This is a genomic window from Rhodococcus sp. GA1, assembly GCF_024321955.1.
In the GTDB taxonomy this organism is placed as follows: domain Bacteria; phylum Actinomycetota; class Actinomycetes; order Mycobacteriales; family Mycobacteriaceae; genus Rhodococcus; species Rhodococcus pyridinivorans.
The window spans coordinates 1,131,428-1,150,892 of the sequence record NZ_CP097186.1 but is presented as its reverse complement, the minus strand read 5'-3'; the positions used below and the strand labels follow the sequence as shown (position 1 = coordinate 1,150,892).

General features: G+C 68.8%; 20 protein-coding genes. 16 read left to right on the top strand and 4 right to left on the bottom strand.

Translation table 11 applies throughout. The features are described from left to right. Positions 1 to 42 precede the first annotated feature (42 nt). On the top strand, positions 43 to 1,659 hold the full coding sequence (locus M3330_RS05330) for a substrate-binding domain-containing protein (RefSeq protein ID WP_255027319.1): 1,617 nt from the start codon (positions 43 to 45) through the stop codon (positions 1,657 to 1,659). Here the strand turns inward: M3330_RS05330 and M3330_RS05325 are convergent. Then, on the bottom strand, positions 1,628 to 3,037 hold the full coding sequence (locus M3330_RS05325; RefSeq protein WP_071934570.1) for an amino acid permease: 1,410 nt from the start codon (positions 3,035 to 3,037) through the stop codon (positions 1,628 to 1,630). The genes M3330_RS05330 and M3330_RS05325 overlap by 32 nt on opposite strands. Positions 3,038 to 3,072: 35 nt before the next feature. Further along, a complete protein-coding gene (gene dapD / locus M3330_RS05320; protein WP_255027317.1) occupies positions 3,073 to 4,026 on the bottom strand; it encodes a 2,3,4,5-tetrahydropyridine-2,6-dicarboxylate N-succinyltransferase in 954 nt (317 codons plus the stop codon). Positions 4,027 to 4,124: 98 nt separating this feature from the next. Here dapD and dapE point away from each other — a divergent pair, with 98 nt between their 5' ends. The 10 genes from dapE (at position 4,125) to M3330_RS05270 (ending at position 12,716) form a co-directional block, all read left to right on the top strand. Beyond that, entirely contained in the window at positions 4,125 to 5,201 is a 1,077-nt protein-coding gene (dapE, locus tag M3330_RS05315) for a succinyl-diaminopimelate desuccinylase (protein WP_006550565.1), read from the top strand. 10 nt (positions 5,202 to 5,211) lie between these two features. Then, positions 5,212 to 6,015: a TIGR00730 family Rossman fold protein gene (locus M3330_RS05310; protein ID WP_006550564.1), complete on the top strand. Its 804-nt coding sequence runs from the start codon at positions 5,212 to 5,214 to the stop codon at positions 6,013 to 6,015. Next, entirely contained in the window at positions 6,009 to 6,569 is a 561-nt protein-coding gene (locus M3330_RS05305; RefSeq protein ID WP_006550563.1) for a TIGR00730 family Rossman fold protein, read from the top strand. The genes M3330_RS05310 and M3330_RS05305 overlap by 7 nt, the downstream gene beginning before the upstream one ends. A gap of 184 nt (positions 6,570 to 6,753) precedes the next feature. Next, on the top strand, positions 6,754 to 8,469 hold the full coding sequence (locus M3330_RS05300) for a long-chain-acyl-CoA synthetase (protein ID WP_255028841.1): 1,716 nt from the start codon (positions 6,754 to 6,756) through the stop codon (positions 8,467 to 8,469). 18 nt (positions 8,470 to 8,487) lie between these two features. Next, positions 8,488 to 9,408: a dihydropteroate synthase gene (gene folP / locus M3330_RS05295; protein WP_019288055.1), complete on the top strand. Its 921-nt coding sequence runs from the start codon at positions 8,488 to 8,490 to the stop codon at positions 9,406 to 9,408. Next, positions 9,405 to 10,322, top strand: a complete 918-nt coding sequence (locus M3330_RS05290; RefSeq protein WP_006550560.1) for a glucosyl-3-phosphoglycerate synthase — start codon at positions 9,405 to 9,407, stop codon at positions 10,320 to 10,322. The genes folP and M3330_RS05290 overlap by 4 nt, the downstream gene beginning before the upstream one ends. A 57-nt stretch (positions 10,323 to 10,379) precedes the next feature. Further along, complete coding sequence (locus tag M3330_RS05285; RefSeq protein ID WP_255027314.1) at positions 10,380 to 10,826, top strand: DivIVA domain-containing protein; 447 nt, start codon at positions 10,380 to 10,382, stop codon at positions 10,824 to 10,826. Further along, positions 10,823 to 11,419 carry a DNA-3-methyladenine glycosylase I gene (locus tag M3330_RS05280; RefSeq protein ID WP_255027312.1) on the top strand — a complete coding sequence of 199 codons (597 nt, stop codon included), beginning with the start codon at positions 10,823 to 10,825 and terminating at the stop codon, positions 11,417 to 11,419. Before M3330_RS05285 ends, M3330_RS05280 begins: the two co-directional genes overlap by 4 nt. Before the next feature lie 151 nt (positions 11,420 to 11,570). Continuing rightward, the gene (locus M3330_RS05275) at positions 11,571 to 11,738 is read left to right on the top strand and encodes a DUF3117 domain-containing protein (protein ID WP_006554284.1); all 168 of its coding nucleotides are present in this window, start codon (positions 11,571 to 11,573) and stop codon (positions 11,736 to 11,738) included. Between the two features lie 84 nt (positions 11,739 to 11,822). Beyond that, positions 11,823 to 12,716, top strand: coding sequence for a putative RNA methyltransferase (locus M3330_RS05270; RefSeq protein ID WP_019288059.1), 894 nt, complete (start codon positions 11,823 to 11,825; stop codon positions 12,714 to 12,716). Here M3330_RS05270 and glgA read toward each other — a convergent pair. Continuing rightward, positions 12,703 to 13,875, bottom strand: coding sequence for a glycogen synthase (gene glgA / locus M3330_RS05265; protein ID WP_006554286.1), 1,173 nt, complete (start codon positions 13,873 to 13,875; stop codon positions 12,703 to 12,705). The two genes, M3330_RS05270 and glgA, sit on opposite strands and share 14 nt — an antisense overlap. A gap of 113 nt (positions 13,876 to 13,988) precedes the next feature. On the opposite strand from glgA, the gene glgC reads away from it, so the two are divergent. Then, positions 13,989 to 15,203: a glucose-1-phosphate adenylyltransferase gene (gene glgC / locus M3330_RS05260; protein ID WP_006554287.1), complete on the top strand. Its 1,215-nt coding sequence runs from the start codon at positions 13,989 to 13,991 to the stop codon at positions 15,201 to 15,203. Between the two features lie 34 nt (positions 15,204 to 15,237). Here the strand turns inward: glgC and M3330_RS05255 are convergent, their stop codons facing one another. After that, entirely contained in the window at positions 15,238 to 15,873 is a 636-nt protein-coding gene (locus tag M3330_RS05255; RefSeq protein ID WP_006554288.1) for an O-methyltransferase, read from the bottom strand. A gap of 317 nt (positions 15,874 to 16,190) precedes the next feature. On the opposite strand from M3330_RS05255, the gene sigE reads away from it, so the two are divergent. The 4 genes from sigE (at position 16,191) to tatB (ending at position 19,419) form a co-directional block, all read left to right on the top strand. Next, positions 16,191 to 16,874 (top strand): RNA polymerase sigma factor SigE, encoded by a 684-nt coding sequence (gene sigE, locus M3330_RS05250; RefSeq protein ID WP_231911966.1) that lies wholly within the window; start codon positions 16,191 to 16,193, stop codon positions 16,872 to 16,874. Between the two features lie 16 nt (positions 16,875 to 16,890). Then, on the top strand, positions 16,891 to 17,223 hold the full coding sequence (locus tag M3330_RS05245; protein WP_019288062.1) for an anti-sigma factor: 333 nt from the start codon (positions 16,891 to 16,893) through the stop codon (positions 17,221 to 17,223). Positions 17,224 to 17,467: 244 nt separating this feature from the next. Beyond that, positions 17,468 to 18,922, top strand: coding sequence for a S1C family serine protease (locus M3330_RS05240; RefSeq protein WP_052227349.1), 1,455 nt, complete (start codon positions 17,468 to 17,470; stop codon positions 18,920 to 18,922). Between the two features lie 92 nt (positions 18,923 to 19,014). Continuing rightward, positions 19,015 to 19,419: a Sec-independent protein translocase protein TatB gene (gene tatB, locus M3330_RS05235; RefSeq protein ID WP_006554292.1), complete on the top strand. Its 405-nt coding sequence runs from the start codon at positions 19,015 to 19,017 to the stop codon at positions 19,417 to 19,419. The last annotated feature ends 46 nt before the right edge of the window (positions 19,420 to 19,465 follow it).

Sequence of the window (19,465 nt, the reverse complement as noted above, 5' to 3'; positions counted from 1 at the left end):
TCCGGACCGTCCGAGTCGGATCCGTCGAGCCGTCGTGGCGGCGTGAGTGGGGATGCACGGCCGGGCGGGGGTCGGGCGCGCTGGTTCGTCGTCGCCGTGATCCTCGTCCTCGCTGCCGGATCCGTCGCCTTCCTGTTCGTGGAGCGGCGGAGTGGGTGCGACGACTCCGAGCGCTACACCGTGGCGGTCACCGCCGACCTCGCACCGGTGATCGAGGGGACCTCGGTATCCGCATGTACGGAGTTCGAGGTAGTCGAACAGGAACCGGGGGAGGTGTCGGCGCGACTGGCGACCGACGACGTTCCCGACCTGTGGCTCCCGGCGGGCGGTTGGTGGGCGTCGTGGGCGGGTGAGACCGCCACGGGCCCGGTGCGCACGGTGTCGACACCGCTGGCCACCACGCCGCTCGTGATCGCGGGTGCGCCGGGCACCGTCGAACCGGCGGCCGACTGGCAGGAGGCCCTGTCCGATCCCGGTCTCGTCTTCGGCAATCCATTGCGCTCCGGTCCCGCGGCAGGTGCCATCCGCGCCGTGCTGGCCGAGGCCGCCGACGATCCCGTCGCGATGGGCACGGTCCGTCCCGTCATGGCGCCGCTCGCCGAGCGGGAGGGGGTTCGCGACGAGGAGGTACCTACCGGATCGACCTTGCTCGAGGAGACCGTCGCCGATGGTGGGACGGTGGTGAGCACCGAACAGCAGGTCGAGACCTATCGCAGCGTCCACAAGCGCGAACTGGGCATCGAGGTACCCGTCACCGGGACGCTGCTCGTGGACTATCCGGTGGTCGTGACGGCGCGCGGAGAACGGCACGACGCCGCGGCGGCGGCCGCCACGGCGCTGACCGACGCGCTGCACACGTCCGAAGGACTCGACAGGCTGACCCGTCACGGCTTCCGGGACGGAGGCGGACGACCCCTGCCCGACGGCCGCGGTGTGGGAGCGGTGCCGGTGCTCGAACTCGACGACGAGACCGTCGCCGAGGAGGCGATGAACGTGTGGGCGTTGCAGGCGCTTCCCGTGCGCACCGTGTTCGCGGTGGACGTCTCCGCGTCGATGAACCGTGATCTCGGCGACGAGAGTCGGATCGAACTGGTCCGGCGCGCCGCGATCGCCGCCAACGAGGTCCTGCCCGGGAACGTCTCAGCGGGCCTGTGGTTCTTCGGTGGGGGAGTGAGCGACTACGCCACATTGCCGAACGACCGCGCCGAGGCAACGGGGGACTACATCGTGGCGGCACCGATCCGGCGCTTCGATGCGGTGGTGGACGACGGTACCCAACGCGACCTGCTCACCTCGCTCGTCGCGCAGATGGCCGGTACGGCCGACGAGACCACCGCGCTCTACGACACGATCCTCGCGGCCTTCCGGTACGTGCAGGACAGCTACGATCCGCGCGCGGCCAACAGTGTCGTCGTGGTGACCGACGGCGCCGACAACGGTTCCGCGATGTCGAAGGACGAACTGCTCGCGGTCCTCTCGAACGAGAACGATCCGTCCAGGCCGGTACGGATCGTGACGATCGGACTCGGTGAGGACGTGGACACCGCAACCCTCGAGCAGATCGCCGCGGCGACCGGAGGGGTGAGCTACCGGACGAGCGATCCGCTCGACATCACCGAGCTCGTGCTCACTGCGCTGGCCGATCGGACGGGTGGCTGACCATCTTGTCGTCGTGGGTGCGGTGCCAGAGCAAGCCGAGCGCCGTGATGATCAGGAACAGCACGAAGGTCGACGCGAGCTGGACCCGGGCCGCGCTGTCGGACAGCATCAGCACGATGAAGCCGATGAGCATCGCGAGCGTGAACCAGCTGAGATAGGGGAACAGCCACATGCGCAGGCGGATGGTGCCTTCGCGCTCGAACTTGCGGCGCAGCCGCAGATGCGAGACGACGATGAACAACCAGATCGCGATGAGCGCCGATCCGACCGCGTTGAGCAGGATCCCGAGGATGGTGTCGGGCAGCAGCCAGTTGAGCCACACGCTGACGAAGCCGAAGAACACCGAGACGAGCACCGCGTTGCGGGGCACTCCGTGGTGGGTGAGCTTACTGAGCCAGGCCGGTCCGTCGCCGCCGCGTGCCAGCGAGTAGGCCATGCGGGAGGTGCCGTAGACGTTGGCGTTGAACGCCGACAGCAGCGCGATCACCACGACGAGTTCCATGAAGCCGGACACGTAGGGGATGCCGGCGATGTCGAGCACCGAGACGAACGGGGAGGTCTCACCGCTCGCCGCGGTCCACGGCAGCACGAGCACCATGATCGAGATCGACCCGAGGTAGAAGACCGAGATCCGCCAGACGACACTGCGCACGGCCGTCGCGATGGACCGTTCCGGATCCTTCGATTCGGCCGCGGCGATCGTGACGATCTCGATGCCGCCGAACGCGAAGGCCACCGCGAGCAGACCGGCCGCAACACCGGCGATCCCGTTGGGCGCGAAACCGTCGCCGTCGCCGAGCAGGTGCGTGGTGCCGACGGGTTCGGTGCCCGGAAGCAGACCGAACACGAGCAGGATGCCGATCACCAGGAACCCGAGGATGACCGCGACCTTCAGTGCCGCGAACCAGAACTCGAACTCACCGAAGTTGGCGACCCTCGCCAGATTGACCACCGCGAAGAAGGTGACGAACACCAGCGCGACCACCCATTGGGGTACGCCCGGCAGCCACGACTGCACGATCGCGGAGGCACCGGTGATCTCGACACCGAGCACCATGATCAGCATGAACCAGTACAGCCACCCCATGCTGAATCCGGCCCAGCGGCCGATTCCGATGCGCGCGTAGTGCGAGAACGAACCGCTCACCGGCAGCGCGGCACCCATCTCGCCGAGCATGCGCATCACGAAGATGATCATCACGCCGGCGAGCAGGTACGAGACGATGATGGCCGGACCGGCTGCGGCGATACCCACTCCGGAACCGAGGAACAGGCCCGCGCCGATGGCGGAGCCGAGTCCCATCATGGTCAGATGGCGGACCTTCAGGCCGCTCCCGAGATGTTCGGCCTCGGACGCGGGCCGCTGGGTTTCACTCACAGTTTCTCGGTTCCGAATCTGTTGTGGGTGCAGAGTCAGTCGTTGGCGTGCAGAGCCGCGTTCAGTTCGACTCCGCTGCCCTTGTTCGGCACGACCTCGACCGCGCCGCTCACCGAGTTGCGTCGCAGCAGGAGGTTGGACGCGCCGCTGAGGGTCGCGGCCTTGACGACGGTGCCGTCAGGGCCGGTGACCTTGGTACCGGCGGTGACGTACAGGCCGGCCTCGACGATGCAGTCGTCGCCGAGCGAGATGCCCACGCCCGCGTTCGCACCGAGCAGGCAGCGCTTGCCGACGGAGATGACCTCCTTGCCGCCACCGGAGAGGGTGCCCATGATCGAGGCGCCTCCACCGACGTCGGAACCGTCGTCGACGACGACACCCGCGGAGATGCGGCCCTCGACCATCGAGTTGCCGAGCGTGCCGGCGTTGAAGTTGACGAAGCCCTCGTGCATCACGGTGGTGCCGGACGCGAGGTGCGCACCGAGGCGGACGCGGTCGGCGTCGGCGATGCGGACACCGGCCGGAACGACGTAGTCGACCATGCGGGGGAACTTGTCGACACCGAAGACTGTCACCGGTCCGCGGATGCGCAGACGGGAGCGCACGGTCTCGAAGTTCTCGAGCGAGCACGGGCCGTAGTTGGTCCACACGACGTTCGCGAGCATGCCGAAGATGCCGTCGAGGCTGAGCCCGTGCGGCTGGACGAGACGGTGCGACAGCAGGTGCAGGCGCAGGTAGACGTCGTGAGTGTCGACGGGCGCCTTCGACAGGTCCGCGATGTCGGTGCGCACCACGACCTGCTGGACCTCGCGCGCCTCGTCGTGACCGGCGAGCAGGGCGAGATCGGACGGGATGTCCGTGCCCTCGAGTCGCGTCGTTCCGGTTTCGCTCGGCTCGCCGAGGGCGGGTGCCGGGTACCACGTGTCGAGGACGGTCCCGTCCTCCGTGATGTTCGCGATGCCTACTGCTGATGCTCCGTGTGCACTCACGGGTGAGAAGCGTACGCGAGGCGGTCCTGCGCCTGTGTCCCCCCTGAGAAAATCGTGTGCGGGGTCTGAGGAGCAGGCGCGTTTCGTATCGTGCAGGTATGCCCGTACCGCAGCTGGACCTGCACGCCGACCCCGTCGAACTGACCGCCGCGCTCGTCGACATCCCGAGCGTGTCGCAGAACGAGACGCTCATCGCCGACGCCGTGGAGACGGCCCTGCGCGAGCAGACCGACGGCTTCGAGGTCGTGCGCAACGGCAACTGTGTCCTGGCGCGGACGAACCGCGGACTCGGCAGCCGTGTGATGCTCGCCGGCCACCTCGACACCGTCCCGATCGCCGACAACGTGCCGTCGCGGCGCGACGGCGACCTGATGTGGGGCTGCGGCACCTCCGACATGAAGGCCGGCGACGCCGTCTTCCTGCACCTCGCGGCGACCGTCACCGATCTCGCTCACGACCTGACGATCGTGATGTACGACTGCGAGGAGATCGCGGCCGCGTACAACGGGCTCGGACGGATCGAGACCGAACTGCGCGACTGGCTCGACGCGGACGTCGCGATCCTCGGCGAACCCACCTCGGGTGAGATCGAGGCCGGTTGCCAGGGCACCCTGCGGGTGCGCATCACGACCGACGGTGTGCGGGCGCATTCGGCGCGCTCCTGGCTCGGCGACAACGCGATCCACAAGCTCGCTCCCGTGCTCGACCGTCTGGCCCGCTACGAGGCACGGTCGGTCGACATCGACGGTTGTGTGTACCGGGAAGGACTGTCGGCCGTGCACATCGAGGGCGGTGTCGCCGGCAACGTGGTGCCCGACGCCGCTGCGCTCGACGTGAACTTCCGGTTCGCCCCGGATCGCAGCCCCGACGACGCACTCGCGCACGTCCGCGAGGTCTTCGACGGTCTCGCGATCTCGATGGAACTCACCGACATGTCACCCGGCGCGCTGCCCGGACTGTCGAACCCGGCCGCGGCGGCGCTCGTCGAGGCCGCGGGCGGGAAGTTCCGGGCCAAGTACGGCTGGACCGACGTCTCGCGGTTCGCCGCGCTGGGGATCCCGGCTGTCAACTACGGGCCGGGCGACCCGAACCTCGCGCACAAGCGCGACGAGCACGTCGAGGTCGGGCGGATCACCGAGGTGACCTCCGTTCTGCGCTCCTATCTCACCCGATAACGTGGCCGCCATGTCCGGCGACAACTCCTCCTCCGAACGCGGCTCCCGGCGCGAGGTCGTGCACCAGGGCCCGGTGCAACTGCGCGGCTCTCTCGCCCGCGAGGCGACGACGATGGACCAGCGGCTGCTCGATCGCCGCGGCCCGTCCGACTGGGTGCACACCGATCCGTGGCGTGTGCTGCGGATCCAGAGCGAGTTCGTCGAAGGCTTCGGTGCGCTCGCCGAGGTGCCCCGCGCCGTCACCGTCTTCGGATCGGCGCGCACCCCGGCCGGTCACGAGGAGTACGAGATCGGCCGCGAGCTCGGCGCCGCACTCGTCCATGCCGGATACGCCGTCGTCACCGGTGGCGGTCCGGGCGCGATGGAGGCGGCCAACCGCGGTGCCAGCGAGGCCGGGGGACTGTCGATCGGACTGGGGATCGAGCTGCCCTTCGAACAGGGCCTCAACGAGTGGGTCGATCTCGGCCTGAACTTCCGGTACTTCTTCGCGCGCAAGACGATGTTCGTGAAGTACTCGCAGGCGTTCGTGTGCCTGCCCGGGGGTTTCGGGACGCTCGACGAGCTGTTCGAGGCACTGACCCTCGTGCAGACCCGCAAGATCACGCAGTTCCCGATCGTGCTGTTCGGTTCGGAGTACTGGAACGGTCTGGTGGGCTGGCTGCGCGAGACCCTGGTCCGCGGCGGCAAGATCTCGCCCGCCGATCTCGACCTGCTCTTCGTCACCGACAGCGTCGAGGAGACGGTGGACATCATCCTCGAGGCGCATCGCGGCGAGGACGAGAACGAACTGTACGGAAACGGGAGTGGATGGTAACCGAAGCTCTGTCGGTCTGTGTGTACTGCGCGTCGGGCCCTGTCGACCAGAAGTTCCTCGAACTCGCCGCCGCTGTCGGTACCGAGATAGGCCGACGGGGCTGGCAGCTGGTCTCCGGCGGCGGCAACGTATCGATGATGGGCGCGGTCGCCGAGGCGGCCCGCGCGGCCGGCGCGCACACGATCGGGGTCATTCCGAAGGCACTCGTGCACCGCGAGGTCGCGGACGTCGACGCCGACGAGTTGATCGTCACCGAGACGATGCGCGAGCGCAAACGCATCATGGAGGACCGCGCCAACGCCTTCCTGACCCTGCCCGGCGGCATCGGGACCCTCGAGGAACTGTTCGAGACGTGGACGGCGGGGTATCTCGGTATGCATGACAAGCCGGTCGTCCTGCTCGATCCCACGGGCCACTTCGACGGCCTGCTCGGCTGGCTCGGGTCGATGGTCGACACCGGCTTCGTCGCGCAACGCGCACTCGACGGTCTCGCGGTCACCACCGACCTCGCCGACGCGCTCGACCGTTGCGCTGCGCCGTACGCGACGGTCTGAGGTGTTCCACTTCGCCGCGCGCTTATCTACTCTTCGGTAAGTTCGGGGGAACGCCGTGGGTGTCGCCCGAGCGAGCCCGCCCGTCCCCAACGTCGCCGTGAGGAAATCTGTCGTGACCACTCGATCCGATCGAGGCAATGTCCCCGTCGTGTCCCTGCCCGGACTCGTCTCGAAACTGCCCCGGATGGCTACCGATCTCCCCATCGTGCTGCGCGGAGCAGCCGGGATGACCCGGAAGCCGACCGCCCGCGAGACGATCGGGTCGGTCTTCCAGAAGCTCGCCGAGCGTCACCCGGAGCGGCCCTTCATCCGGTTCGAGGGAGCCTCCATCGGGTACGGCGAGGCCAACGCGCAGGTCAACCGGTACGCAGCGGTGCTCGCCGATCGCGGTGTCGGCATGGGCGACGTCGTGGGCATACTCATGGGCAACCGGCCCGAGACCCTGCTGGTCGCGCTGGCCGCGGTCAAGCTCGGTGCGGCCGCCGGCATGCTCAACATCAACCAGCGTGGTGAGGTGCTCGAGCACAGCCTGTCGCTGCTCGACAGCGCCGCCCTCGTGATCGGGGAGGAGTGCGAGGAGGCCGTCGACTCTCTCGGTGGCGAGCCGCAGGCCCGCACCGTGCTGCGCTTCGACGATCTCGACACCGCCGCCCGCGACGCCGACGCGTCGAATCCCGCAGTCACCGAGGAGCTGCAAGCGTCCGAGACGGCCTACTACATCTTCACCTCCGGCACGACAGGACTGCCGAAGGCCAGCCGCATGACGCACTTCCGGTGGCTGAAATCGATGTCGGGCCTGGGCAGCCTCGGCGTGCGCCTGCGCCGGACCGACGTCCTGTACTCCTGCCTGCCGCTCTATCACAACAACGCCCTCACGGTCGCGTTGTCCTCGGTGCTCGCCGCCGGCGCCACGCTCGGGCTCGGCCGGAAGTTCTCGGCGTCCAACTTCTGGAACGACGCGGAGCGCAACGGCGCCACGACCTTCATCTACATCGGCGAGATCTGCCGCTACCTGCTCAACCAGCCGCCGCGGGAGGACGACGCCGACCACGGGATCCGCCTCGCCGTCGGCAACGGTCTGCGCGCAGAACTGTGGGACGAGTTCACCGAACGCTTCGGTATCGACCGCGTCGCGGAGTTCTACGGTGCGAGCGAATGCAACATCGCCTTCATCAACGCGCTCGACCAGAAGCGCACCGCCGGCATCTGCCCGCTGCCCTACGCCGTCGTCGAGTACGACCCCGATTCGGGCCAGGCACGTCGCGGCGACGACGGCCGGTTGAAGAAGGTCGGCAAGGGCGAGGTCGGACTGCTCCTCGCGAAGGTCACCTCCCGCGCACCCTTCGACGGGTACACCGATCCCGAGGCCACCGAGAAGAAGCTGCTCCGCGACGCGTTCTCCGACGGCGACGTCTGGTTCGACACCGGCGACCTCGTCCGCAACCAGGGATGGATGCACGTCGCGTTCGTCGACCGGCTCGGCGACACCTTCCGGTGGAAGGGCGAGAACGTCGCGACCACGCAGGTCGAAGCCGCGGTGTCGTCGCACGAGACGATCGCCGAGGCCGTCGTCTACGGCGTCGAGGTCGACGGGGCCGACGGCCGCACCGGGATGGCCGCGATCACCTTGAAGGAGGGCGCCGAGCTCGACGGAGCGGCGCTCGCGAAGTCGCTGCACGACGCGTTGCCGGACTACGCGGTTCCGCTGTTCGTCCGCATCGTCGACGAGCTCGAGTACACGACGACCTTCAAGAGCAGGAAGGTCGATCTGCGCAAGCAGGGCTACAGCGAGACCGGTGAGGACGAGGTGTACGTCCTCGCGAGTCGCAGCGAGGGTTACCGGCCGATCTTCGACGGCTTCGTCGACGGCGTCGCGCGAGGAGAATTGCCCGGTCGCTGAGCATGTCAGGATGGGATCATGAGCGGCCCCGCGACCGATGTCGACGAGCAGACCCCCGTGACCCGTCCCGGTCCGGCACCGTCCACCCTGTGCGGGCGCCCCGTCGCCACCGACAGGGCGCTCGTCATGGCGATCGTCAACCGCACCCCGGACTCGTTCTACGACCGGGGAGCGACCTTCGAGGACGACATGGCGCTCGCGGCCGTCGACCGCGCAGTGGCCGAGGGTGCCGACCTCGTCGACATCGGCGGGGTGAAGGCCGGGCCGGGTGAGGTCGTCGACAGCGACGAGGAGATCCGGCGCGTCGTGCCGTTCGTCGCCGCGATCCGCGAGCGCTATCCGGATGTGCTCATCAGCGTCGACACCTGGCGCAGCGAGGTCGCGCGTCGCGCTGTGGGCGAAGGCGCCGATCTGATCAACGACACGTGGGCCGGTGCCGATCCCGAGCTCGTCGCGGTCGCCGCGGAACTCGGGGCCGGCATCGTCTGCTCCCACACGGGCGGCGCCGTCCCGCGCACCCGCCCGCACCGTGTGCGGTACACCGACGTCGTCGGGGAGGTGGTGCGGGAGGTCGTCGCGGCCGCGGATGCCGCCGCCCGCGCCGGCGTCGCGAGCGACTCGATCCTCATCGACCCGACCCACGATTTCGGAAAGAACACCCATCACGGACTCGCTCTGTTGCGGCACGTGGACGTTCTTGTAAAAACCGGGTGGCCTGTGCTTATGGCGCTGAGCAACAAGGACTTCGTGGGGGAGACTCTGGGAGTCGAACTCGCCGACCGGTTGGAGGGCACATTGGCAGCGACAGCTCTGGCGGCAGCGGCCGGCGCACGAATGTTCCGGGTACACGAGGTGGCAGCCACACGTCGGGTGGTCGACATGGTCGCGGCGATCGCGGGCACACGCCCGCCGGCGCGCACGGTGAGGGGGTTGGCATGAGTGCACCTGCACGCACGTGGAACGAAGCCAACAGCTGGGATCGGCCCGCCTGGGCGATCGACGAGCTGATCGCGGCCAAGGCCGGCCGCACAGTGACCGTGGTGCTGCCCGCCCTCAACGAGGAGGAGACCGTCGCGAGTGTGATCGACACGATCCACCCGCTGCTCGGTGGTCTCGTGGACGAACTGGTGGTCCTCGATTCGGGTTCCACCGACGAGACCGCCACCCGGGCGCGGGCGGCGGGTGCCCGTGTCATGTCCAGGGAGGAAGCGGTGCCGGGCATCGAACCGGTCCCCGGCAAGGGGGAGGTGCTGTGGCGGTCGCTCGCGGCGACCTCCGGCGACATCATCGCCTTCGTCGACTCCGATCTGATCGATCCCGATCCGGCCTTCGTGCCGAAACTGCTCGGACCCCTGCTGCTCGGCGACGGTGTGCACCTCGTCAAGGGGTACTACCGGCGCCCGCTGCGCACCGGTGGGGGCGAGGACGCCCACGGCGGTGGCCGCGTCACCGAGCTTGTCGCACGGCCGCTGCTCGCGGCACTGCGACCGGAGCTGACCTGCGTGCTGCAACCGCTCGGCGGTGAGTACGCGGGGACGCGGGAACTGCTCGAGTCGGTCCCGTTCGCACCGGGTTACGGGGTGGAGATCGGGTTGCTGCTCGACACCTACGACCGGTTCGGTCTCCACGCGATCGCGCAGGTCAACCTCGGGGTCCGCAAGCACCGCAACCGGCCGCTGTCCGAACTCGGGGCGATGAGCCGGCAGATCGTGGGCACGATGCTCGCGCGCTGCGGGATCCCCGATTCGGGTGCGCCGCTCACCCAGTTCCTGGTGGAGGGCGATGCGTTCGTGCCGTTCGACACCTCCGTCGATCTCACCGACCGCCCCCCGATGGCGACGGTCACCGGCTGACCCGACCGTCCGGCACCGGTCCCGGCCGGTGTCGGCCGCTCGTGCCAAGATCGGAGCATGCTCACGGTTCTGCTGTACGTGCTCGTGATGGCGGGCGTCGCCGCGGTGCTGTTCTTCGTCGCGAGCGCCGTCTTCGGCCGGGGCGAGACGTTGGCGCCGCTGCCTCCGGGCACCACCGTCACGGTGTTGCCGGCCACCGACGTCACCGGCACCGACATCCGCGACCTGCGGTTCCAACAGACCGTGCGGGGTTACAAGATGAGCGAGGTCGACTGGGCGCTCGATCGTCTCGCCCGCGAGGTCGACGATCTGCGGGTCCGCCTCGCCGACGCCGAGGCCCGCGCAGAGGAGCCGCCGGTCGACGGCACCGGAAAGGGCGACGGCACCGGAAAGGGCGACGGCACCGGAAAGTGCGGCGGAGCAGAGGACGTCGGAGCAGCCGACGTCGATGGGGAGAACGTCGCCGAGCGGGCTTCGTCGGAGTCGACGGGGGAGTCACGATGACGGCAGACGGGCAGGGTCCTGTAACCGATACCGACGACCGCGTGCGGTGCCCGTGGGCCGTCGACGGTCCCGGTTCGTCGCTCTACCGCGACTATCACGACTACGAGTGGGGTCGGCCGCTCCACGGCCGCGACGAGATGTTCGAGCGGCTCTCCCTCGAGGCATTCCAGTCGGGACTGTCGTGGCTGACGATCCTGCGCAAGCGGGAGGCCTTCCGCGCGGCTTTCCACGGCTTCGACGTCGAGGCGGTCGCCCACTTCACGGAGGCCGACGTCGAGAGGTTGCTTGCCGACTCCGGCATCGTGCGCAACCGCCGCAAGATCGAGGCGGTGATCGCCAACGCGCGGGCCGTGCTCGAACTGTCCACCGATCTCGACGAGCTGCTGTGGTCGTTCGCACCGCCGCGACGCGCGCGACGTTCGGTAACGGTCGAGGAGATTCCGGCGGTGACGCCGGAGTCCACGGCGATGGCCCGTGAGCTGAAGCGTCACGGCTTCCGTTTTGTGGGCCCTACCACTGCGTATGCGCTGATGCAAGCTACCGGAATGGTCGACGATCACCTCGAATCGTGCTGGGTGTCACTCGACTCGTAGAACCCGGAGGAGTGTCTTACCCAGGAGTCAGCTACGCGCACGTATTCCGGATAGGGAAGAATGAGAAGGTGCGCGTCGCCGCGACCGGCGATGCAACCACACGGTAACCCACGCGCCCGGCGGTCGGGTGCAGATTTGGAGGGAGCAGAGGATGGCGGCCATGAAGCCCCGGACCGGGGACGGTCCCCTCGAAGCAACCAAAGAGGGACGAGGAATCGTCATGAGGGTTCCACTCGAGGGCGGCGGACGTCTGGTCGTCGAGCTCACGCCGGAAGAGGCTGCGGCACTCGGCGACGAACTCAAGAGTGTCACCAGCTGATCGGCCCCTCTCAGGGCACTCCGGGCCCCGCGCTCCTCGGCGCGCGGGGCCCGGTGTCGTCCTGAGAGCAGGATCGGAGGCGCGATGCTCGCCGACGTGATCGATCTTCTCGCGTGCCCTCACTGCGAGTCCGCGCTCGACCTCGACGACAACGTCGTGGTGTGCGATCGCGGGCACAGCTTCGACGTCGCACGCCAGGGCTACGTGTCGCTGCTCGCCGGCGGTTCGACGCCGTTCACCGGCGACACCGCCGACATGATCGCGGCCCGCGCCGATTTCCTCGGTGCCGGGCACTACGACCCGATCCGGCGCGCGGTGGCCGACGCATGCCTCGACACCGCCGATACGGTGGACACCGATGCGGTAGTCGCAGCCGCCGACGCTGCGATCCTCGAGGTCGGGGCCGGTACGGGGCAGTACCTCGCGTCCGTGCTCGACGCCCTGCCGGCGGCGCGCGGCATCGGGCTCGACGTCTCCAAGCCCGCGGTGCGGCGCATCGCCCGCAGTCATCCCCGGACCGGAGCGATCCTCGCCGATGCGTGGCAACGACTGCCCGTGAAGTCGGCATCGCTCACCCACGTGCTGTCGGTGTTCGCGCCCCGCAACGCCGCCGAGAGTCATCGCGTGCTCGTCCCCGGAGGCACGCTCGTCGTTGCTACACCCACCTCGGAGCATCTGCGCGAACTGGTCGCGTTGCCCGGCATGGTGAGCGTGGACGACCGGAAGACGGAGCGGCTCTCGTCCGCGCTGTCGGGACGTTTCGAGCGAACGGGACGGACGGACGTGCGCTTCACGGCCGCACTCCCGTGCGAGGCGCTCGGTCTCGTCGCGGGGATGGGACCGTCCGCCCATCATGTGACGTCCGACCGGCGTGCGGAGTTGCTGGCCTCCCTGCCCGATCCGTTCGAGGTGACGGTCTCGGTCACCGTCACCTCGTGGCGACGGGTCGAGACGGCCGACGAACCTAGCGCGTCGTGAGCACCTGCTGGTAGACGGCGACGGTCTGGCGGGCGATCTGCGCCCACGAGAACTCGTTGACAGCGCGGTCGCGTCCGGCCCGGCCCCACCGGGCGGCACGGTCGCGGTCGCGCGCGACGTCGTCGATCGCATCGGCGAGCGCACGCTCGTAGGTCTCGGTGTCGAAGGCGTCGTAGTGCACCAGTCGCCCGGTGACCCCGTCCTGCACGACCTCCGGGATGCCTCCGACGTCGGACGCCACCACGGCGGTCTCGCAGGCCATCGCCTCGAGGTTGACGATCCCCAGCGGCTCGTACACCGACGGACAGACGAAAACCGTTGCAATCGAGAGTAGTTCGCGGACCGATTCGGTGGGCAGCATCTCGCGTACCCAGTGCACCCCGTCACGGGCGTCCTGCAGGGCGGTCACCGCCCGTTCGGTCTCCGCGGCGATCTCGGGGGTGTCGGGCGCGCCGGCACACAGGACGAGCTGGATGTCGGGGTCGAGATGGTGCGCCGCGGCGATCAGGTGCCCGACGCCCTTCTGCCGGGTGATGCGGCCGACGAATACGACGATCGGACGATCCGGATCGAGACCGATGCGGGTGACGACGGACTCGTGGCCGGGCTCGGCCGGGCCCGGATGCCAGACGGTGGTGTCGATCCCGTTGCGCACCACGTGGACCCGAGCGGGATCGACGAACGGATAGGCGTCGAGCACGTCGAGGCGCATCCCGTCGCTGACCGCGATGATCGCGTCGGCGTACCGGACGGCGTTGCGCTCGGACCAGGAGGAGATGCGATAACCGCCCCCGAGTTGCTCGGCCTTCCACGGCCGTCGGGGCTCGAGGGAGTGCGCGGTGAGGATGTGCGGGACGTCGTGGAGTTCGGCGGCCAGATGACCGGCCAGCCCGGTGTACCAGGTGTGCGAGTGCACCACGTCGACTCCGGCCGCGGCGTGCGCCATGCGCAACCCGGCCGACAGGGTCGTCAGGGCAGGATTGGCATCGCGCAGTGCCGGGTCGGGGGAGTGCACGAACGCGGTATCGCGCGGTGCGCCCGTGCAGTGCACGTCGACCTCGACCAGTCGACGCAGTTGTTCGACGAGTTCGGTGACGTGGACCCCGGCCCCGCCGTACACCTCAGGCGGATACTCCCGCGTCATCATTGCCACCCTCACCGCCTCAAAGTAGCGGGCCGCGCAGGTTCCGGCCACCCGGCCCCGACACTCCGAAGGGCGTCGAGATCGCGCTTCGCTGGCGGCGGCCTGGGTCGGGGGATAGGTTGAAGCGTGTGAGGAGCCAGCCCCATGTGCTTGGAATCGTTCTCGCCGGCGGCGAGGGCAAACGTCTGTATCCGCTGACCGCGGACAGAGCCAAGCCGGCAGTGCCGTTCGGGGGCGCATACCGCCTCATCGATTTCGTGCTCAGCAATCTCGTGAATGCCGGTTACCTGCGCATCTGCGTTCTCACGCAGTACAAGTCGCACTCCCTCGACCGGCACATCTCGCAGACCTGGCGCCTCTCCGGCTTCACCGGTGAGTACATCACCCCGGTGCCGGCCCAGCAGCGGCTCGGTCCACGCTGGTACACCGGCAGCGCCGACGCGATCCTGCAGTCGCTCAACCTGGTCTACGACGAGGATCCCGAGTACATCGTGGTCTTCGGCGCCGACCACGTGTACCGGATGGACCCCGAGCAGATGGTGCGCCAGCACATCGAGTCGGGCGCCGGTGTCACCGTCGCCGGTATCCGCGTCCCGCGCAGCGAGGCATTCGCGTTCGGCTGCATCGACAGCGACGAGAGCGGCAGGATCACCCAGTTCCTCGAGAAGCCCGCTCATCCGCCCGGGACACCCGACGACCCCAACGTCACGTTCGCGTCCATGGGTAACTACGTCTTCACCACGAAGGTCCTCGTCGAGGCGCTGCGGGCCGACTCGGAGAATCCCGACTCCGACCACGACATGGGGGGCGACATCATCCCCGCGCTCGTCGAGCGGGGCGAGGCTCACGTCTACGACTTCAACGACAACGTCGTCCCGGGCGCGACCGAACGCGATCGTGCCTACTGGCGCGACGTCGGTACGCTCGACGCCTTCTACGACGCTCACATGGACCTCGTGTCGGTCCACCCGATCTTCAATCTCTACAACCGGCGCTGGCCCATCCGCGGTGCCGCCGAGAACCTGCCGCCCGCGAAGTTCGTGCAGGGCGGTCTGGCGCAGGAGTCGATCGTCGGCGCCGGCAGCATCCTGTCGGCCGCCACGGTCCGCAACTCGGTGCTCAGCTCGAACGTCATGGTCGACGACGGCGCGACCGTCGAGGGCAGCGTGCTCATGCCCGGTGTGCGCATCGGCAAGGGTGCGGTCGTGCGACGAGCGATCCTCGACAAGAACGTCGTCGTCGGCGACGGCGAGATCATCGGCGTCGACCTCGAGCGCGACCGTCAGCGGTTCGCGGTGAGCAACGGCGGTGTCGTCGCCATCGGCAAGGGCATCTGGATCTGAGAGCGTGCTGCCCGCCCGGAGGCGGCTGCGCGGATCAGCTGAGGCGCACCGCGCAGAGCAGGCCGTCGCCGAGCGGCAGGACCACCGGAGCGAGACGCTCGTCGTCGGACACCGCGCGGGTCGCCTCGCGCACCGCGAGCACCGTTGCGTCGCGGGCAGCGGGGTCGGCGACGCGTCCGTCGAGCAGGGCGTTGTGCAGCACGATCACCCCACCCGGCCGGAGCAGACGCACCCCTTCGCGCACGAAGTGCGGATGGTCGGCCGGGGTCGCATCGACGAAGACCATGTCGTAGCCGGAGTCGGCGAGTCGCGGCAGCACGTCCAGCGCGCGGCCGTTGATGAGCCGGGTGCGCGACGCCACGACACCCGCCTCGCGGAAGGCGATCTTCGCGGCCCGCTGATGCTCCGGCTCGCTGTCGATGGTGGTGAGCACGCCGTCCTCGCGGAGGCCGTGCAGCAACCACAGTCCGCTCACACCCGCACCGGTCCCGATCTCCACTACCGTCCTGGCGTCGAGCATGCGGGCGAACATCGCGAGGGCGGCTCCGACGGAGGGGGACACCGGGTCGGCGCCCAGATCTTCGGCACGGTCACGCGCCGCGGCGAGCTCGTCGTCCTCGACGACGATGTTCTCGGCGTGGGTCAGGATGCGATCGGCGTTGGTCTGCACCTCACTGAGGCTATCCTCGGCGATTCGTTCGCGCAGGCAGGCGCGCACGGAGTGGTGCCGCCAGTTGTGTGATTCAGGCGGATGACCACGCCCGAACCGATTTTCTCAGGGACGTTTCAGGTTACTCATACGGCGGCCACATCGCCGCGAGGAAAACTGACAATCGGCGAACCGGACGATCGCACCGGTTCACGACTTCGAGGACGCACCGCTCTCGGGGAACGCTCCTGTGAAGGAATATTCCCTGCAGATCGAGTGTTGATAGGCCCTGAAGCAAGTACCACTGCGGTCCCGACGAGGAGGATCCACCGATCCACATGACCCGAGCCCACACTGTTCCCGAGAACGACGCCTCGGCGCTCGAGGCGGACCTGAGCGGCACCGCGGCGCTCGAGGCGGACCTGAGCGGCACCGCGGCGCTCGAGGCGGACCTGAGCGGCACCGCGGCGTTCGACGCCACCGGGGACCACGCGGCCATGCCGTCGTGGGACGAACTCGTTCGTGAGCACGGCGACCGCGTCTACCGCCTCGCCTACCGTCTTTCCGGCAACGCCCAGGACGCCGAGGATCTCACGCAGGAGACCTTCATCCGCGTCTTCCGGTCGTTGCAGAACTACCAGCCCGGCACTTTCGAGGGTTGGTTGCATCGCATCACCACGAACCTCTTCCTGGACATGGTGCGCCGCCGGAACCGCATCCGGATGGAAGCGCTCCCGGAGGACTACGATCGTGTACCGGCCGCAGGGCCGAACCCCGAGGAGATCTACCACGACGCGCGTCTCGGCGCCGACCTGCAGTCCGCTCTGGACTCGCTCGGACCCGAGTACCGTGCCGCGGTGGTGCTCTGTGACATCGAAGGTCTGTCCTACGAGGAGATCGGTGCCACACTGGGGGTGAAACTCGGTACGGTGCGTAGTCGTATCCACCGAGGCCGCCAGGCACTCCGCGAGTACCTGCGCGAGCATGGAAAGGTCGAAAACGGTCGCGTCGATGCGGGGTAGCCGCCGGGAGGTAGTGATGACGATGGTGCAACCACCTCGCAGGTTCGGCTCCACGGAACACCTCGCCAGCGAGGCAATTGCCGCATTCGTCGACGGCGAACTGCGCATGGCGGCCTACATGCGGGCCGCCCAGCATCTGTCGATGTGTCCGGAGTGTGCCGCCGAGGTCGAAGCCCAGCAGCAGGCCCGCCACGCACTGCGGTCCGCTGCCGATCACATACCGCGTATGCCGAGTTCACTGCGCGGTACGCTCAGCAACATCCCGTCCCACCTGTGCGACCCGACCCCGCGCCCTCAGGCGGAGGAAGGCTTCGCCGCGCGCCGCTGGTCGATTCTCCGGCGCCGGTGACCGGACGGGCGGTAACAGGTGATCCGATGCCATCGGTGATACTGGGCTGCGTGACGGACCTAGACGGGGGAGACGGGCACGCGTGACGGCCGAATCTGCGCAGCACACCGGACGGCGGGGCGGCGACGATCGTCGTCGCGACGACGAGCTGCCCCATGCCTCGTCGGGTAAGGACTCCTCGGGCGGAGACTCGTCCGGCAGAGGCTCGTCCGGCAACGCCTCGTCGGGTCTCCCCGACGGAGCGATCGCGCGCCCCGACGACGCTCCCCGTCTCGAACCGCGGCCCGTCTACCGGCCCACCGTCGACCCGGCATCGGCCCGTGTCTTCGGGCGCCCGGCCGGCGCCGAGGGATCGTTCGACTCCTCGGCCCATCCCCGCGTCGTCGACCCGCGCGTCCAGCAGGCACCTCCGACCGATGCGATCCTGGCCGAGGCCTACGGACGGCCGTCCGACGTCGACGAGACGCTCCAGCGTCCCCCTTCGCAGCCCGCGGCCGAGACCGAGGACGACACCGAACCCGATCCCTGGCGCGACCCCGACTCAGCGGTGCGGCTCGGTCCGCCCCTGGCCGGGCAGACCGAGGAGAAGGAACTTCCTCCGGCTCCCGGACTGACCCTGCGTGAGGTGTTGTTCGACCGCCGCGTCCAACCCCGCGCACTCGCGACCCTGGCCGCTGTGGCTGTCGTGATCGGCATGGTCGGCGGACTCGTCGTCGCGCTCGCGACCGCCGACAACGGTTCGCTGACCAGTCGCGGAGTGACGCTGAGCCAGTCGGGTCCCGACGAGGAACTGCCCACCGGCGCGGTCGCGCGTGTCGCCGACACCGTGCTGCCCGCGGTCGTCTCCATCCAGACCACCGTCGGCGGCGACGCCGGCACCGGCTCGGGCGTGGTGATCGACGGTGCCGGTTACATCGTCACCAACAACCACGTCGTTTCGATGGCCGCCGGCAATCCCGATGCGAAGGTACAGGTCACCTTCGATGACGGCACGAAGGTGCCCGCCTCGATCGTCGGACGCGACATCAAGACCGACTTGGCCGTGCTCGCCGTCGAGAACGTCGACAACCTGGTCGTCGCCGAGCTGGGCCGCTCCGAGGACGTCCAGGTGGGCGAGGACGTCGTCGCGGTCGGTTCGCCGCTCGGCCTGAGCAAGACCGTCACCCGCGGCATCGTCAGCGCGCTGCACCGGCCCATGCGGCTCAGCGGGCAGGGCACCGACACCGACGCGGTGATCGACGCCGTCCAGACCGACGCTTCGATCAACCCCGGCAACTCCGGCGGCCCCCTCATCGACATGGAGGGTCGCGTGATCGGTATCAATTCCGCGATCAAGTCGGAGACCGGCGGTTCGGTGGGCCTGGGCTTCGCGATCCCCATCGACGACGTCACCGAGGTGGCGCAGGAGCTGATCCGCACCGGCGAGATGCGGCACCCCGACATCGGCGTGAACGCACGCTCGGTGGTCAACGACGTCGCGAGCGGCGCGGAGGTCGCCAACGTCCGTCAGGACAGCCCGGCCCAGCGCGCCGGCATCGTCGAGGGCGACGTCATCGTCAAGGTCGGCGACCGCGAAGTCACCAGCGCCGACGAGCTCGTCGTGGCGGTCCAGCAGCAGGAGATCGACGAACCGATCACCGTCCAGCTCGTGCGCAACGGCCGTCTCGTCGACGTAGAGGTCACCCCCGTCTCTGACTGAGCGGCCCCTGTCTCGGACAGAACGTCCCAGCCGTGTGATGTGACCTTCCACGTAGGTGCTGCGATCCGGACGAGACCACGTACCCTGGATGCGTGTTCGGCAACATCGGTTGGGGCGAGTTCCTGGTACTCATCGTGGCGGCCCTCGTGGTCCTCGGCCCGGAGCGCCTCCCCGGCGCCGTCTCGTGGGTGGCCAAGTCGCTGCGTCAGGTACGCGACTACGCCACGGGTGCGCGCGACCAGCTCGAGCAGGAATTCGGACCGGAGTTCGACGACCTGCGGCAACCGCTGTCCGAGCTGAACCAGCTGCGCGGCATGACACCGCGGGCCGTGATCACGAAGCATCTGCTCGACGGCGACGACTCGATTCTCACCGGCAATTTCGACAAGCCGTCCTCGGCGGCTCCGGGAACGCCCACCAACGGCGCGGCCCGGCCGAACCTGTCGAAGCCGCTCGCTCCGGACGAGAAGCCGCCGATCGATCCCGACGCCACCTGACAGCTTTCCTACGATCGAGCCCCCGCCGTGAAGCACGGCGGGGGCT

Excerpts from the sequence above, each read along its gene's own strand:
- M3330_RS05300 (WP_255028841.1), top strand. The coding sequence starts at position 6,754 with ATGGCTACCGATCTCCCCATCGTGCTGCGCGGAGCAGCCGGGATGACC.
- dapE (WP_006550565.1), top strand. The coding sequence starts at position 4,125 with ATGCCCGTACCGCAGCTGGACCTGCACGCCGACCCCGTCGAACTGACC.
- M3330_RS05275 (WP_006554284.1), top strand. The coding sequence starts at position 11,571 with ATGGCGGCCATGAAGCCCCGGACCGGGGACGGTCCCCTCGAAGCAACC.
- M3330_RS05245 (WP_019288062.1), top strand. The coding sequence starts at position 16,891 with ATGACGATGGTGCAACCACCTCGCAGGTTCGGCTCCACGGAACACCTC.
- folP (WP_019288055.1), top strand. The coding sequence starts at position 8,488 with ATGAGCGGCCCCGCGACCGATGTCGACGAGCAGACCCCCGTGACCCGT.
- M3330_RS05305 (WP_006550563.1), top strand. The coding sequence starts at position 6,009 with ATGGTAACCGAAGCTCTGTCGGTCTGTGTGTACTGCGCGTCGGGCCCT.
- M3330_RS05280 (WP_255027312.1), top strand. The coding sequence starts at position 10,823 with ATGACGGCAGACGGGCAGGGTCCTGTAACCGATACCGACGACCGCGTG.
- M3330_RS05290 (WP_006550560.1), top strand. The coding sequence starts at position 9,405 with ATGAGTGCACCTGCACGCACGTGGAACGAAGCCAACAGCTGGGATCGG.
- M3330_RS05285 (WP_255027314.1), top strand. The coding sequence starts at position 10,380 with ATGCTCACGGTTCTGCTGTACGTGCTCGTGATGGCGGGCGTCGCCGCG.
- M3330_RS05270 (WP_019288059.1), top strand. The coding sequence starts at position 11,823 with ATGCTCGCCGACGTGATCGATCTTCTCGCGTGCCCTCACTGCGAGTCC.
- M3330_RS05310 (WP_006550564.1), top strand. The coding sequence starts at position 5,212 with ATGTCCGGCGACAACTCCTCCTCCGAACGCGGCTCCCGGCGCGAGGTC.
- sigE (WP_231911966.1), top strand. The coding sequence starts at position 16,191 with ATGACCCGAGCCCACACTGTTCCCGAGAACGACGCCTCGGCGCTCGAG.